Raw genomic sequence first — 14,806 nt, forward strand, 5'->3', positions numbered from 1 at the left:
TCACCTCCGGCCACCTCCTCGTCGGGGACTCTCTCCAGAATCTTCCGGCCGTTAAGCCTCACTTATCAACGTGCTCCGATAGTCTGCTTCAAGAGGGGGCTATGTCAACTGACAGTTTCCGCATAAGTTGGTTCCCACCCGCGGGGCAGAGCTAGCCCGCATGGCGGGGGACACCGGGCCCCGCGTCCCTTACGCTGGAAAAGTTCACGGGCAGTAGGAGGTGTGCCGTGGCGAACTTCGCCGAGCGGCTCGATCTCGCGCTGACCAAGCGCGGATTCACGGGCGCCCAGGTCGCCTCCACGCTGACGGAGGCGGGCATCCCCATCACCCGCGCCTACGTCAGCCAGCTCCGCACGGGCAAACAGACCAACCCGACGCTCCAGGTGCTGCGGGCGCTGGCCTCCTGCCTCCAGGTGAGCGTGGGCTGGCTGGTCGGCGACGACCACCTGGAGTCCGGCGCGGTCGAGGACCTCCAGGTGCGCGCCGCCACGCTCGGCCTGTCCGCCTCCGGCCTGTCCGAGGCGTCGCTCAGCGTGCTGCGCGGCGTGGTCGACCTCGCCCGCAGGGCCGAGGGACTGCCCGACGAGCCCGAGCCCGCCGACGAGATCCCCGAGGCCGCCGCCCCGCTGACCGGTCCGCAGCGCCGCGCGCTCGGCCGCCGGCTGCACGGGCTGCGGCTGGCCGCCGACCTGACGGTCGAGCAGGTCGAGACCGCGCTCGGCAGGGGCGCGGCGCCGATCCCCGCCATCGAGGAGGGCCGGCTCGCGCCGCCGCCGATCACCGTCGAGCGGCTGCTCACGCTCTTCGGCGTGGGCTCGCCGCCGATCCGCGAATACGTCCTGTCGCTGGCCCGCGGCGAGCGCGAGGCCGCCTGGTACGACGCGCACTCCATCCCGGTCTGGCTGGCCACCACCTACGCGCTGGAGCAGCGGGCCACGCTGATCCGCACCTTCCACACCCAGTTCGTGCCGCCGCTGCTGCAGACCGAGGAATACGCCCGCGCCGCGCTCACCGTGATGGGCCCGGCCACGTACGGCCAGCCGACCGTCGAGGAGGCGCTCGCCCTGGTGACGGCCCGCCAGGAGGCGCTCACCCGCGAGAGCGGCGTCGTGCTGTGGGCGATCGTCGACGAGAGCGTGCTGCTGCGCTCGATCGTCGGCAGGCACATCCAGCTGCGCCAGCTCGAAACGCTGATGGACCAGGCCAAGCGGCCCAACGTCTCGCTGCACGTGGTGCCGATGGACGATCCCGCCTACGTGCCGCGCACCGGTCCCTTCACGCTCTGGCGCTTCGCCGAGGCGTACGAGGCCGACGTCGCCTGCGCCCACGGCATCGACCGCGACGAGCTGCTCACCGACACCGGCGCGGTGGAGTCCTACCACCAGGCGTTCACGAAGCTGTCGGTGACGACGACCACCCGCGAGGAGACCGTCGAGCTGCTGAGCGCCCATTGCGAAAGGCTTTCGCGTTCGCTCGGAAAGTGATCATTTCCGGCGGTTAGCCAGATATACCCAAAACTAATGGCATTTCGTGTTGTGTTCTCTCATCCGGCGGGGATCATAGGTTCTGGGTCATCGAGTGGGGTCCGAAAGGACAACTTTTCCCGAGATTGTGGGCGAGGGGAAAGGGGCAACACTCAATGCGTCAGCGTGCCATCCGAAACCTGGCGAAGCTGGAGATGACCCAGGCCAGTGCCACCCGCATCCTCGACGCGGCCGCGGGTGGAAAGAACAACTTCGTGGCCGACCGGGATGCGATGCGGCGTTATGACCTCGCGGCTCCGATCACCACGAAAGCCGCGCGGGCGGTGCTTCACCATGTGCGCCGTGTGGTGCGCTGGCTGGCCGCCGGTGGCGTCGAACAATTCGTCGTCGTCGGCAGCGGCGTGCCCTCCGGGCTGCCCGCCGGCCGGCAGTTGCACGACGTGGCCCGCGAGGCGCTCCCCGGCGGGCGGCCCCGCGTCGTCTACGTGGAGAACGACCCCATGGTGCTGGCCGGGGCGCGGGCGACCATCGAGCCCGTCACCGATCTCGTCCGCGTGGTCGAGGGCGACGTACGCGACATCGACGAGGTCCTCGACGACCACGTCATGCGGACCTTCCTCGACTGGGACCGGCCCGTGGCGGTGCTGCTGCTGTCCACCCACAGCCTGAACGACGAGGAGTACTTCCACTACGTGATCAAGCGCATCCGGCAAGCGGTGCCGGAGGGCAGCTATCTGTCGCTGCTGCAGACCACGTTCGACGGCGTGCCGCCCGAGCTGCTGCCCGCCGTCCACGACCTGCTGGCGATGACGCTGCCCGGTCACGCGATCCGCGCCAAGGAGGAGGTGGCGGCGCTGCTGGACGGTCTGGTGCTGGTCGATCCGGGGCTGGTGTGGGTCCCGGAGTGGCGGCCCGACGGTCACGACGCCGCCGGACTGGACGACCCGAGCGCGTCGGGCACCTACGGGGCGGTGGCCCGCATCCCGTGAGGCGGCCTCAGTCCCACCAGAACGACCACGCGTGCCCGCCGATGATCTGCTCGGCGTACCCTCGCAGGTCGCCGGGGCCCTGCACGACGTTGTCCGGGCAGAACGTCCAGTGCTCGGCCGCCACGTGCAGAGCGTGCTCCGGGTCCACCGGCGGGGCGGCCACGCTCAGTTCGAGCGTGTTGAAGCCCACGCTCACCACCCGCGCCCCGAACCGCTCCTCCCAGCTGCGCACGACCGCCGCCATCGGCACCATCCACTCGTTGTGGTGCAGCGCTCCCTGCCAGCCCATGACGGCCAGCGCGTCCGCCCCGCGCGCCGCGGCGACCAGGCCGAGCGGCAGGCTCCGCGCGGCGAGCCGGGCCGCGTACCAGTCGGCGACCGCTTCAGGATCGGCCCTCAGCTCGCCCGGCGGCGCCGGACCAGGGCAGATCGCGCCGTACGGCTCCAGCTCCTCCATCGCGTCCGCCGGCATCTGCGCCACCCACTCCTGCCACACCTCGGTCATGAAGCCCTCGGCGGTGAAGTGGTCGATCTGGCGGGGATCGTCGGGGACGACCTGGCCCACGGCCCACGGCTGCGCGGACTCGTCCAGCAGCAGCGGCCACAGCCCGCTGTGCGGATGCCACGCGCGCATGAGCGCCCAGTCCTCGCCGGCGACCGGCTCGGAGCTCATCCAGAACGCGGGAGTCACCGCCCGGCCCTGCCCCGTGTAACCGGGATCGGGCCAGACCAGCTCGCCCGGAGGCAGCGACACGCCGAGGCTGCGCCCCCTGCCGCCGTCGGGGAACAGCCGGCTCAGCTCACGTGGCAGCCGGTGATCGCTCATGCCCTACCGTTCCGATACCGAATCCTGTCTCGGAGATGGTAGTGCCGACGATCGCTCAGAGACCTTCCGGTGGTACGGGAAAAGGCGCGAGCTGCGACAATGAGCGCTGTGATCCGGTTTGATGCGGTCCTGTCGGACCTTGACGGAGTGCTGCGCCAGTTCGACCACGGCGTCCAGGCCGAGATCGAGGCCCGTTACGGCCTGCCGCTGCGGAAGACCGCCTTCGACCCCGCCCTGATCGGGCCGCCCACGCTGGGCCTCGCCACCGAGACGGAGTGGGCCGAGTCCATCGTCGCGGCGCTCGGCGGGGGAGAGGCCGCCAGGCGGGCGGTCGCCGAGTTCATGGAGGTGCCGTTCTTCGTCGACGAGGAGGTCAGGGCGCTGCTGGCGAGCGCGCAGCGGCACGTCCCGGTGATCCTCGTGACCAACGCCATGGACACCGTGGAGGAGCACCTGGACCGGCTGGGCCTGCGCTACTTCGCCGACGACCTGGTCAGCAGCTACCGCGTGCGGGTGGCCAAGCCCGACCCGCGCATCTACGAGATCGCCGCCGAGCGGGCCGGCGTGCCGCCGGAGCGGTGCCTGTTCGTCGACGACCGGCTGGAGAACGTGCACGCCGCCGAGGCTCTCGGCATGACCGGGGTGCACTTCCGCACGGCGGCCGACCTGGCGGCCGTGCTCGCCGGCGCGTTCTGAGCTCTGCCTCACCGGCAGGTTTCCGGCGCGGCTCGCGCCGGCCGCGCCGGAAACGTCTGCGGGACCGCCGTCCCCGGCTCGCCGTCTCGGCGAGCTGCGCTCCTCGCCGGGCCAAGCAGCCCGCCGGGGACGGCGGCGCGGGAGCGCTGGCCTAATACCCGCCGTACGGGTTCTGGGAGGACGGCGAGGTGGTGGCTGGGGCGCTCGTCTTGTGCCCCGAGGGGTGCTTCGGGGAGGCGGACGGGTTGGCCGCCGCGCCGGTGGAGGTCGGCTTCACGCCCTGCGGGCTGATGACGCCGATCAGGCCGTGCTTGGTGCCGTCGATGCCCGCGGAGAACCACAGGGAGCGCTCGCCGCCGGTGGCCGCGGTGCCCGGCTCCAGGTCCCACAGGCCCGGCAGCACGATCGGCCGGCCGTTCGCCGTGGTCAGCGCGCCGAGGTGACGGCTGTTCTTGTAGGCGTGCACGGTGCCGTCGCCGAAGTTGCCGACGAGCAGGGCTCCGGAGAACTGGCCCCAGCCTCTGGGCGCTGCGGTGATGCCCCAGGGGGCGTTGAGCCCGACGCGGGAGATGCGGCCGGTGACGCGGCCGGAGGCGTTGAAACGGCTCACGAAGCCCTTGCCGTTGCCGAAGACCGGCTTGCCGGTGGACTGGTCACGCAGCGCGTACGACACCCAGATGTTGCCGTTGGCCACCGCCACGTTGTAGGCGTGGTAGTTGCTCGGCACCCCCGGGTCCCTGAACTGCCAGCGCGACAGGCGGATGCGCTGGAAGTCCTGGTCGAAGGCGTGAATGCGGCCACCGGCGAAGTCGGCGGCCAGCAGGAAGGCGTCGTCCTCGGTCTGGACGAGCTCCAGCCCCTTGTAGTCGGCGCCCCGGGTGAACGCCGCGATGATCGCGTTCTTCGGGTCCACCTCGGCGTTCCAGCCGGTGATGGCGCCGCTCGGGCTGGAGAAGATGAACGTGGCGGGCTTGCCCTTGACGGTGAAGCCGCTGCCGGGGTTGAAGACCTGGCCGGTGGGTGCTCCGCCGGGGATCCACACCTCGGTCTGCTCCTTCTTGCCGGTGCCGGAGTAGACCGTGGCGGTGCCGGTGCCCGTGTTGGAGACCCACAGCGTCTTGCCCATGGCCAGGCCCCACGGGTTGACGACCTTGGCGTCGGTGACCGGGGCTTTGCCCTGGACGTCCGACACAAGGTTGGTGACGTCGAAACGAGTCCTGGTGGTGGCGTGTGCGGGAGTGGTGAGAGTCGCTCCCAAGACGACCGCAACAGCGCAGAGTGTGATGATGCGTGGCCGCATCCGTTGCCTCCTAGTTAGCGCTTGTGACGGGAGGTACGTGGACGGGCGAAGGCAGGTTCAGGTTCCGTCATGGGGAAAAATCGTCAGGCGACTTCATCGCGCAGGATCGGGGAAGGGACACGCATGAACGTACTGGGCATCGACATCGGTGGTTCGGGGATCAAAGGCGCCCCCGTGGACACCGACGCCGGAGAGCTGACCGAGGAGCGCCTGCGGATCCCCACCCCTGCGCCGTCCCGCCCCGAGGCGGTCGAGGCCGCCGTGCGCCAGATCCGCGAACACTTCGCCTGGACGGGGCCGGTCGGGGTGACCTTCCCCGGCGTGATCGTGGACGGCGTGGTGCGCACGGCCGCCAACGTCGACCGGTCGTGGATCGGGGTGGACGCGGCGGCGCTGTTCGGCGGCGCGGCCGTGCTCAACGACGCCGACGCGGCCGGCGTGGCCGAGATGAGGTTCGGCTGCGGGCGCGGGGAGAAGGGCACTGTGCTCATGCTGACCTTCGGCACGGGCATCGGCAGCGCGCTGTTCCGCGACGGCGTGCTGGTGCCCAACACCGAGCTGGGGCACCTGGAGCTCCACGGCAAGGACGCCGAGCACCGGGCCTCCTCGCGGGCGCGCGAGGAGCACGACCTGAGCTGGGAGAAGTGGGCCGAACGGGTCCAGGAATACCTGGAGCACGTGGAGATGTTGTTCTCTCCGTCGCTCGTCGTGATCGGCGGCGGCGTCAGCAAGAAGGCCGAGAAGTTCCTGCCGCACATCACGCTGCGCACCCGGGTGGTGCCGGCCGGGCTGCAGAACGAGGCCGGCATCATCGGCGCGGCCCTGGCCGCCCGCCCCTGACCAGCCCTGGCCGGGTCCGCCGATATTGGGGTGCGCCGGTCGCGGACGGTGGGGCACGATGGGCCGTTGGCTCCGCTTCTGCGCGGCTCAAATATCCTTGAAAGCAGTATGGGAACGCCTTCCGTGTCCTCTCCGCTCGCCGACCTCCAGTCCCGCCTGCCCGAGCTCATGCCGCGCGACCAGCGGCGGCTGCGGCGCAGGCTCGACGGCATGCGCCGGGTCCGCTCCCGCGACACCCGGGACAAGATCGTCGCGGAGATCCTGGCCGACGTCGAACGCGCCGAGCGGCGTCTCGAACGCCGCCGCGCCGCCGTGCCCGCCATCCGCTACCCGGAGAACCTGCCGGTCTCGCAGCGCAAGGACGACATCCTCGCCGCGATCCGCGACCACCAGGTCGTGATCATCGCCGGTGAGACCGGGTCCGGCAAGACCACGCAGATCCCCAAGATCTGCCTGGAGCTGGGGCGCGGCGTCCGTGGCCTGATCGGCCACACCCAGCCCCGCCGCATCGCCGCCCGCACGGTCGCCGAGCGCGTCGCCGAGGAGCTCGGCACCGGGCTCGGCGAGGTCGTCGGCTACAAGGTGCGCTTCACCGACCAGGCGAGCGAGCGCACGCTCGTCAAGCTGATGACCGACGGCATCCTGCTGGCCGAGCTGCAGAACGACCGCCTGCTCGACCAGTACGACACCCTGATCATCGACGAGGCCCACGAGCGCAGCCTCAACATCGACTTCATCCTCGGCTATCTCAAGCAGCTCCTGCCCCAGCGCCCCGACCTCAAGGTCATCATCACCAGCGCCACCATCGACCCCGAGCGCTTCTCCCGGCACTTCGACGACGCGCCGATCATCGAGGTCTCCGGCCGCACCTACCCCGTCGAGGTGCGCTACCGGCCGCTGGAGGAGGACGACGACCAGACCCAGGGCATCGTCAACGCCTGCCGCGAGCTGATCACCGAGGGGCCCGGCGACATCCTCGTGTTCCTGTCCGGCGAGCGGGAGATCCGCGACGCCGCCGACGCCCTGGGCAAGGCCGAGTTCCGCAACACCGAGATCCTGCCGCTCTACGCCCGGCTCAGCGCCGCCGAGCAGCACCGCGTCTTCCAGTCGCACACCGGCCGGCGCATCGTCCTCGCCACCAACGTGGCCGAGACCTCGCTCACCGTCCCCGGCATCAAATACGTCGTGGACCCCGGCTTCGCCCGCATCTCCCGCTACAGCCACCGCACCAAGGTCCAGCGCCTGCCGATCGAGCCCATCTCGCAGGCGAGCGCCAACCAGCGCAAGGGCCGCTCGGGCCGCACCTCCGACGGCATCTGCATCCGGCTGTACGAGGAGGAGGACTTCCTCGGCCGGCCCGAGTTCACCGATCCCGAGATCCTGCGGACCAACCTGGCCTCGGTCATCCTGCAGATGACCGCGATCGGGCTCGGCGACATCGAGGCGTTCCCGTTCGTCGAGCCGCCGGACCGCCGCCAGGTCAAGGACGGCGTCAACCTGCTGCACGAGCTCGGCGCCTTCGACGCGCAGGGCCGGCTCACGCCGATCGGCCGCAAGCTCGCCACCCTGCCGGTCGACCCGCGTCTCGGCCGCATGGTGCTGGAGGCGGAGAAGAACGGCTGCCTGCGCGAGGTCATGGTCATCGCCGCCGCCCTGTCCATCCAGGACCCGCGCGAGCGGCCGGCCGACAAGCAGCAGCAGGCCGACGAGAAGCACCGCCGCTTCGCCGACCCCGACTCCGACTTCATGGCCCACCTCAACCTGTGGAACTACCTGCGCGAGAAACAGCGGGAGCTGTCCTCCAGCGCGTTCCGCCGGCTGTGCAAGGCCGAGTTCCTCAACTACCTGCGCGTACGCGAGTGGCAGGACATCTACAGCCAGCTCCGCCAGTCGCTCGGCGTGCAACCTGACAGCACCCCCGCCGACCCCTACCACGTGCACGTGTCGCTGCTGGTCGGCCTGCTGTCGCACATCGGCGTCAAGGACGTGCTCGACAAGCAGCGCCCGGCCGACGGCGGCCGCCGCCCGATCCAGGAATACCTCGGCGCCCGCAACGCCCGCTTCGCGATCTTCCCCGGCTCGGCCCTCGCCAAGAAGCAACCGCAGTGGATCATGTCGGCGGAGCTCGTCGAGACCTCCCGGCTCTGGGCGCGGGTCAACGCCAAGATCGAGCCGGCCTGGGTCGAACCCCTCGCCCAGCACCTGGTCAAACGGAGCTACTCCGAGCCCCACTGGGAGAAGAACCAGGGCGCGGTGATCGCCCTGGAGAAGGTCACGCTCTACGGCGTGCCGCTCGTCGTCGGCCGCAAGGTCAACTACGGCCGCATCGACCCCGACCTGTGCCGCGAGCTGTTCATCCGGCACGCGCTCGTCGAGGGCGACTGGGACACCCACCACCGGTTCCTCAAGGACAACCGCAAGCTGCTCGGCGAGGTCGAGGAGCTGGAGAACCGCGCCCGCCGGCGCGACATCATGGTGGGCGACGAGGCGCTGTTCGACTTCTACGACCAGCGCGTCCCCGCCGACGTGGTCTCGGCCCGGCACTTCGACTCCTGGTGGAAGACGGCCAGGCAGGAGACGCCCGACCTGCTCACCTTCTCGCCGGAGATGCTGGTCAACGAGGGCGCCGACGTCAGCGCGCGCGACTACCCCGACACCTGGAAGCAGCTCGGCCAGCGGATGCGGCTGACCTACCAGTTCGAGCCGGGCGCCGACGCCGACGGCGTCACCGTGCACGTGCCGCTCCAGGTGCTCAACCAGGTCGGCTCCGACGGCTTCGACTGGCAGATCCCCGGCCTGCGCGAGGAGCTGATCACCGCGCTGATCCGCTCCCTGCCGAAGAACCTGCGCCGCAACTTCGTGCCCGCCCCCAACTACGCCAAGCAGGTGCTGGCCGCGGTCAAGCCCGGTGGTGAGCCGCTGCTGGCCGCCGTGGAGCGCGAGCTTCTGCGCCTGACCGGCGTACGCGTGCCGCGCGAGGCCTGGCAGCTCGACCAGATCCCCGATCACCTGCGGATCACCTACCGGGTGATCGACGAGCGCAAGCGCACGCTGGCCGAGGACAAGGACCTCGACGCGCTCAAGCGCCGTCTCGCGCCCCGGCTGCGTCAGACGCTCGCCGAGGCCGGCGACGACCTGGAGCGGACGGGCCTGCGCACCTGGAGTTTCGGCAGCCTGCCGAAGGTGTTCGAGCAGGGCCGGATGAAGGGCTACCCGGCGCTCGTGGACGCCGGCGACTCCGTCTCCATCAAGATCTTCGAGACCGAGGCCGAGCAGCGCCGCTCCCACTGGCCGGGCGTGCGCCGCCTGCTCCTGCTCAACGTCACCAACCCGGCCAAGTCCCTGCTGGCCGGCCTGTCCAACCAGGCCAAGCTGGCGCTGTCGCGCAGCCCGCACGGCGGCGCGGTCGCGCTCTTCGACGACGTGGTCAACGCGGCCGTCGACCAGCTCATGGGGGAGGCCGGCGGTCCCGCCTGGGACCCGGTCGCCTTCGACCGCCTCTACCAGCACGTCCGCGCCGAGCTGCACGACACGGCGGCCGGGGTGCTGGCGAAGGTGGAGCAGATCCTGGCCGTCTGGCACGAGGCGACGGCCCGCCTCGACGCCCTGCGCCCGAGCGCCGCCACCGACGACGTACGCGACCAGCTCGGCCACTTGATCTACAAGGGGTTCGTCACGGCGACCGGCCACCGCCGCCTGTCCGACCTGCTCCGCTACGTCCGCGCCGTCGAGCGCCGCCTGGGCAAGCTGCCCGAGGACCCGTGGCGCGACCAGGAGTGGATGGACCGGGTGCACAAGGTCGAGGACGACTACCACGACCTGCTGGACAAGCTGCCGCCGGTGCGGCGCGGCGATCCCGACGTGGTGGAGATCCGCTGGATGATCGAGGAGCTGCGGGTCAGCTTCTTCGCCCAGACCCTGGGCACGCCCACGCCGATCAGCGAGAAGCGCATCACCAAGGCGATGGACAAGCTCACGCCATGAAGATCGAGGTGTCGAGCTCGAAGTCGACGGGGGCGGGCAGGTGCAGGGGCTTGCCCACCGGGACGGTGGCGATCGACCGGTAGCCACCGTCCTTGATGTCGCTGTGGACGGTGACGGCCGGCACCTCCGGCAGCGGGTCGATCAGCAGGTAGACGGGCACCCGGCCCACGGCGTAGAGGCGGCGCTTCTCCTCGCGGTCGATGTGCGTGCTGCTGGGGGAGACCACCTCGGCGACCATGATCAGACCGGAGGAGAGCAGCTCGCCTCGGCCCCAGCGGGGACAGCCGGGTGGCAGCAGGGTGTAGTCGGGCACGAGCGCGTCGCGGGGGCCTTCGACGCAGACGCTGAGGCCGCCCGGCGCCGCGAGCCACCCCCGTTCGAGACTCAGCGGCAGCAGGACGTTGTGCAGGTTCACCGCCATGAAGGTGTGTTCCGGGCTGCCCATCGGGCTCACGATCAGGTTCCCTTCGATGACCTCGGCCCGGAAACCGGGGAGGGGGGGCAGAGCATCGAGCAACTCACGTGCTGTGTGCGGCATGTTGATCTCCTCTGGCTGGGCTGCCGGAGGCTCGGTCGCCATCGCTACCATCGGAGTTATCCCTTCGTATTCGAACGGGCACGCTAAGTATCGCACGGCCGGTCGAGGGAGACGAACCCGAGCGTGCGAGAATCCCGGTTTGCGGTTGATTGCGAAGTGCAGGGGGATCGATGGTCAAGGCTGTGGTGTTCGACGTCGGCGAGACGCTGATCGACGAGACGCGCATCTGGACGCGGTGGGCCGAGCGGATCGGCGTCAGCCACTTCGTGCTCATGGGTGCGCTCGGCGGCATGGCGGCGCTGGACCGGTCGCACAGCGAGGCGTTCGAGATCATCCGGCCGGGCATCGACCTGGAAGCCGAGGAGGCGGCGTGGGAGCGGGACGACCCGGACGGGCTGCGCAACCACTTCGACGGCGACGACCTCTACCCGGACGTCCGCCCGGCGCTCGGCGCGCTGCGCGAGGCCGGCTACCAGGTGATCATCGCGGGCAACCAGCCGCGCCGGGCCTATGACGCGCTGGCCGCGATGGAGCTGCCGGCCGACTCCGTCCACACCTCGGAGGGATGGGGGGTGGCCAAGCCGCAGCCGGAGTTCTTCGCCAAGGTCGCCGCGGTGGCGGGGCGGGAGCCCGGGGAGATCCTCTACGTCGGCGACCGGCTCGACAACGACGTGCTCCCGGCGGGGCGGGCCGGCATGCGCACCGCGCTCATCCGCCGCGGCCCCTGGGGCTATCTGCACGCCGCGCGGCCGGAGGCACGGGCCGCCGACGCGATCGTCGACGACCTGCACGAGGTCCTGGCGGCGGCGCAGCGGCTGACCTAGCGGTGGCGCCACGCACTTGGAGTCCGCACAGGATGATCGCGCGGCGTCTTTACGCGGGGGCTTCACTCCGGGGCCATCACCGGGGGAGTTTCACGCGACGCCTTCACGCGGGGCCTTAACGCGTAGCCGGCGCGGTGCCGAGTCCTCGCCTCAGGGCCTCGCTTCAGGGCCTCACCTGAAGTCCTCGTCGAGGTCCTCGCCGAGGTCGATGTGGATCGCCCGCTCCTCGGCCGACAGGTCGCCGCTGTCGGCGCCCTGGTCCTCGGCCACTTCCTCGTCTTCCCGATCCGGCTCCAGGCCCTCGTCGGGCTGCGTGAGCCGGTGCAGCGAGCGCCGCTCGTGCAGGCGGTCAGGCGCCTCGCGCCGCAGCCGCTCGTCGAGCGTGTCCCGGTGCCGCGGGTCGTCGGGGACGACCTCGTGGTTGAGCCCGAGGTCGTCGGTCCACTCCGAGACCTCGATGTCCTGTTCGTCGCTCATTCCGAACCGGTCCGGAGGTAGTTGACTCATAAGAATCCCCTACCCCCGGACAGGTACGAAATCCTATGAATCGGCCCGCTTGAGGGCTTCGGCCAGCTCTTCCTTGTCCATCTGGGAACGGCCGGGGATGTCGGCCCGCTGCGCCTGCTCGTACAGCTCGGCCTTGGTGGCCTCGCCCGTGGCCGGGGCGGTCGCGCGGAGGGCCTTGAGCTCGGCGTTCCTGCGCTCCTCGAAGGCCCGTCCGAGCTCCTGGAGCCGCTTGTCGTCGGCGGACTTCCGCAGCTGGGGCAGGAGGTCGCTCTCCTCCTCCTCGACGTGGTGCTGCACCGACTCGACGAGCTTGTCCAGGGTGGTGCGGAACTCGGGGGTGCCGGGGGTGGCCCGTACGAGCGCGTCGAGCAGGACCTCGGCCTCCTTGTGCTCCTCGACGCCGTGGTGGGCGTCGATGCCGGGGTAGACGCGGTCCTCCTCGGCACGGGCGTGCGCGACCAGGAGGGCGTGCAGCTCGGCCACGGTGGCCTTGGTGTCGCCCTCGCCCTTCTTGAGCCGGTCGAAGAGGGATTCGACGGTCCGGTGGTCTTTGGTGATCAGGGTGATGACGTCGGTTGCCATGAGGTCAAGCGCTACCCAAGGGAACGCCGTCCAATCGCCGGGTCACTCCAGCTCGCGCAGACGCTCGCGGGTCCGCTTCAGCTCCTCGCGGAGCGTGGCGAGCTCGCGTTCGAGCTCCAGGATGCGGCGGATGGCGATGAGGGTCATGCCCTCGTCGGCCATGCGGGTGACGTGCTGGACGATCAGGATGTCGCGGCGGGAGTAGCGCCGCTGGCCGCCCTCGGAGCGGTGCGGCGTTACCACGTCGTGCTGGTCGAGGCGGCGCAGGTAGGCCTGCTGGACGTTGAGCATCGCCGCCACCTGCCCGAGGGAGTAGAGCGGGGCGTGGTCGTCGTCGAAGGGCAGATCGGCCATCATGACCTCCTCATGGTACGGGGGCGGACGTGGGCGTCCGCCCCCGCGCCGCCCGGGGTCACGCCCTGATGGCCTTGGTGTCGCCTCGCCGGATCTCGACCTTGCGCGGCTTGGCCCGCTCCAGCACCGGGATGCGGACGGTGAGCACGCCGTTGGCGTAGCCCGCGTCGATCCTGTCGCTGTCGAGGTGCTCGGACAGGTAGACCCGGCGGGTGAAGACGCCCATGGGGCGCTCGCGCACGAACACCCGCTCGTTCTCGCCGAGCTCCTCCTCACGGCGCGCGCTGACGCTGAGGACGCCGCGGTCCACGGTGACCTCGATGGAGTCGGGGTCGATGCCGGGAAGGTCGAAGCGCAGGACGACGTCGTCGTCACGGCGCAGGCCGTCCATCGGCATGGCCGAGCCGTTGTCGAAGGTCTGCCGGGCCAGGCGGTTGAACTGCCGCTCGAACTCCTGGATGAACGGGTCGATCGAGGTGAGAAGCATGTCGGGACCTCCTCGCTGCGCTCTCGGTTGCATCTAACCTCCAACTGCAGTTACAGGTTAGCTCCAGCAGAAGCGGTAGGCAAGCGAGGTAAGCAAAACCTGTCCGAACGGTTAGGCCGACGCGGGCGCCGGGCGCGGCCGTACCGCCTGCAGGAGCGTCCGGCCCGAGAGGCGGGCCAGTGCCACGGCCGCGAGGAGCGAGGCCGCCACGCAGCACACGCCGCCGATCTCCAGCGCGAGCCGGGGCCCGAAGGTGTCGCTGAGCCAGCCCAGCAGCGGCCCGCCGACCGCGCCCGCGGCGGCGCTGACGATGGACAGCGCCGCGATGATCCGGCCGCGCATCGCCTCGGGGCTGTCGAGCTGCGCCCGCGCGCTGACGGTCGTGTCCACGGTCACCGCGCCCGCCGCGATCGGCACCATCAGCGCCGCGAACGCCCACAGCCCCGGCATGAGCCCGCTCAGCGTCTGCGCCGCCCCGGTCACGAACGTGGTGATCAGCAGCAGCCGTACGGTGAGGGTCGGCCGGGAGGCGGCGAGGAAGCCGCCGAGCACCGTGCCCACGGCGAAGACCGTGGACAGCAGGCCGTAGCCGCCCACGCCCGCCCCCAGGGGGCCGGCGCTCATGGCGGCCATCGTGACCTGGAAGTTGCGGCCCACGCTGCCCGAGACGAACCACAGCGCCAGCACCACGAGCAGCCAGGGGGTGCGCAGCACGAGCCGCAGTCCTTCCAGCACCGCGCCGGGCTGCCGTTCGGCCGCCTCCAGCGGGTGGAACTCCGCGCGCCGCATCACCAGCACCGCCGCGATGACCACGAAGAACGTGGCCGCGTTGATCACGAACAGCCCGCCGTCGCCGGTGAGCGGCAGCAGCGCCCCGGCCAGGCTCATGCCCAGGATGCGGGCTCCGGAGCTGAGGACGGAGCCGAGCGCCATCGCGTTCGGCAGGTCGTCGGGCGGCACGACCTCGGCGCCGAAGCGGCCGAGTGCCGGCCCGCCGAGCGCCCCCACCACGCCGCTGAGCAGTGCCACCGCGTAGATCGGCGCCACCGACGAGACCCCCGTGAACGCGATCACGGCCAGCGCGGCCGCCAGCGCCGCGTGCGCGAGCTGCGCGGCGATCACGACGGGACGGGTCGGCAGCCGGTCCGCGAGCGCCCCGCCCCACATCCCCAGCAGCAGCGTCGGCAGCGCCTGCACGACGAGGCTGACGCCGACGCTGGTCGCGGAATCGGTGATCGTCAGGACGAGCCAGTTGAGGCCGAGGACCTGCATCCAGGTGCCGGTGACGGAGACGATGTCCGCTCCTGCCCACAGCCGGTAGTTGTGATGGCGGAGGGCGCGGAACGTGGAGGATGACGCAGACAGCAACGGGGGTCCTAGCCTTGAACTTGCAAA

14 protein-coding genes are annotated in these 14,806 nt (G+C 70.7%); 6 read left to right on the plus strand and 8 right to left on the minus strand.

The features are described 5' to 3' along the window. The first annotated feature begins 227 nt into the window (after positions 1 to 227). Positions 228 to 1,484 (plus strand): Scr1 family TA system antitoxin-like transcriptional regulator, encoded by a 1,257-nt coding sequence (locus tag ACBR40_RS39345; protein WP_344212550.1) that lies wholly within the window; start codon positions 228 to 230, stop codon positions 1,482 to 1,484. Between the two features lie 155 nt (positions 1,485 to 1,639). After that, positions 1,640 to 2,473 carry an SAM-dependent methyltransferase gene (locus ACBR40_RS39350; protein ID WP_371251991.1) on the plus strand — a complete coding sequence of 278 codons (834 nt, stop codon included), beginning with the start codon at positions 1,640 to 1,642 and terminating at the stop codon, positions 2,471 to 2,473. Positions 2,474 to 2,480: 7 nt separating this feature from the next. Here the strand turns inward: ACBR40_RS39350 and ACBR40_RS39355 are convergent, their stop codons facing one another. Beyond that, positions 2,481 to 3,299, minus strand: coding sequence for a DUF4253 domain-containing protein (locus ACBR40_RS39355; protein WP_344212546.1), 819 nt, complete (start codon positions 3,297 to 3,299; stop codon positions 2,481 to 2,483). A gap of 108 nt (positions 3,300 to 3,407) precedes the next feature. Here ACBR40_RS39355 and ACBR40_RS39360 point away from each other — a divergent pair, with 108 nt between their 5' ends. Then, entirely contained in the window at positions 3,408 to 3,995 is a 588-nt protein-coding gene (locus ACBR40_RS39360; RefSeq protein WP_344212544.1) for an HAD-IA family hydrolase, read from the plus strand. A 151-nt stretch (positions 3,996 to 4,146) separates the two neighbouring features. Here ACBR40_RS39360 and ACBR40_RS39365 read toward each other — a convergent pair whose 3' ends face one another. Further along, positions 4,147 to 5,253, minus strand: a complete 1,107-nt coding sequence (locus ACBR40_RS39365) for a TIGR03118 family protein (protein WP_371251992.1) — start codon at positions 5,251 to 5,253, stop codon at positions 4,147 to 4,149. Between the two features lie 165 nt (positions 5,254 to 5,418). Between ACBR40_RS39365 and ppgK the strand changes: the two genes are divergently transcribed. After that, positions 5,419 to 6,135: a polyphosphate--glucose phosphotransferase gene (gene ppgK / locus ACBR40_RS39370; RefSeq protein WP_371251993.1), complete on the plus strand. Its 717-nt coding sequence runs from the start codon at positions 5,419 to 5,421 to the stop codon at positions 6,133 to 6,135. Positions 6,136 to 6,243: 108 nt separating this feature from the next. Further along, entirely contained in the window at positions 6,244 to 10,119 is a 3,876-nt protein-coding gene (gene hrpA, locus ACBR40_RS39375) for an ATP-dependent RNA helicase HrpA (RefSeq protein WP_371251994.1), read from the plus strand. Here the strand turns inward: hrpA and ACBR40_RS39380 are convergent. After that, entirely contained in the window at positions 10,109 to 10,657 is a 549-nt protein-coding gene (locus ACBR40_RS39380) for a Uma2 family endonuclease (protein ID WP_344212536.1), read from the minus strand. The genes hrpA and ACBR40_RS39380 overlap by 11 nt on opposite strands. A 170-nt stretch (positions 10,658 to 10,827) precedes the next feature. Between ACBR40_RS39380 and ACBR40_RS39385 the strand changes: the two genes are divergently transcribed. After that, entirely contained in the window at positions 10,828 to 11,481 is a 654-nt protein-coding gene (locus ACBR40_RS39385) for an HAD family hydrolase (RefSeq protein ID WP_371251995.1), read from the plus strand. Between the two features lie 171 nt (positions 11,482 to 11,652). Here ACBR40_RS39385 and ACBR40_RS39390 read toward each other — a convergent pair whose 3' ends face one another. From ACBR40_RS39390 to ACBR40_RS39410, 5 genes are all read right to left on the minus strand, one after another. Then, positions 11,653 to 11,958, minus strand: a complete 306-nt coding sequence (locus tag ACBR40_RS39390) for a DUF5709 domain-containing protein (RefSeq protein WP_344212532.1) — start codon at positions 11,956 to 11,958, stop codon at positions 11,653 to 11,655. Positions 11,959 to 12,021: 63 nt separating this feature from the next. After that, positions 12,022 to 12,570: a hemerythrin domain-containing protein gene (locus ACBR40_RS39395; RefSeq protein WP_371251996.1), complete on the minus strand. Its 549-nt coding sequence runs from the start codon at positions 12,568 to 12,570 to the stop codon at positions 12,022 to 12,024. A 42-nt stretch (positions 12,571 to 12,612) separates the two neighbouring features. Beyond that, on the minus strand, positions 12,613 to 12,927 hold the full coding sequence (locus ACBR40_RS39400; RefSeq protein ID WP_344212528.1) for a MerR family transcriptional regulator: 315 nt from the start codon (positions 12,925 to 12,927) through the stop codon (positions 12,613 to 12,615). 55 nt (positions 12,928 to 12,982) lie between these two features. Further along, positions 12,983 to 13,411 (minus strand): Hsp20/alpha crystallin family protein, encoded by a 429-nt coding sequence (locus tag ACBR40_RS39405; RefSeq protein ID WP_091092062.1) that lies wholly within the window; start codon positions 13,409 to 13,411, stop codon positions 12,983 to 12,985. Between the two features lie 111 nt (positions 13,412 to 13,522). Then, positions 13,523 to 14,779 (minus strand): MFS transporter, encoded by a 1,257-nt coding sequence (locus ACBR40_RS39410; protein ID WP_371251997.1) that lies wholly within the window; start codon positions 14,777 to 14,779, stop codon positions 13,523 to 13,525. Between the last annotated feature and the right edge of the window lie 27 nt (positions 14,780 to 14,806).

This window comes from Nonomuraea sp. AD125B (genome assembly GCF_041402765.1).
GTDB lineage: Bacteria > Actinomycetota > Actinomycetes > Streptosporangiales > Streptosporangiaceae > Nonomuraea > Nonomuraea bangladeshensis.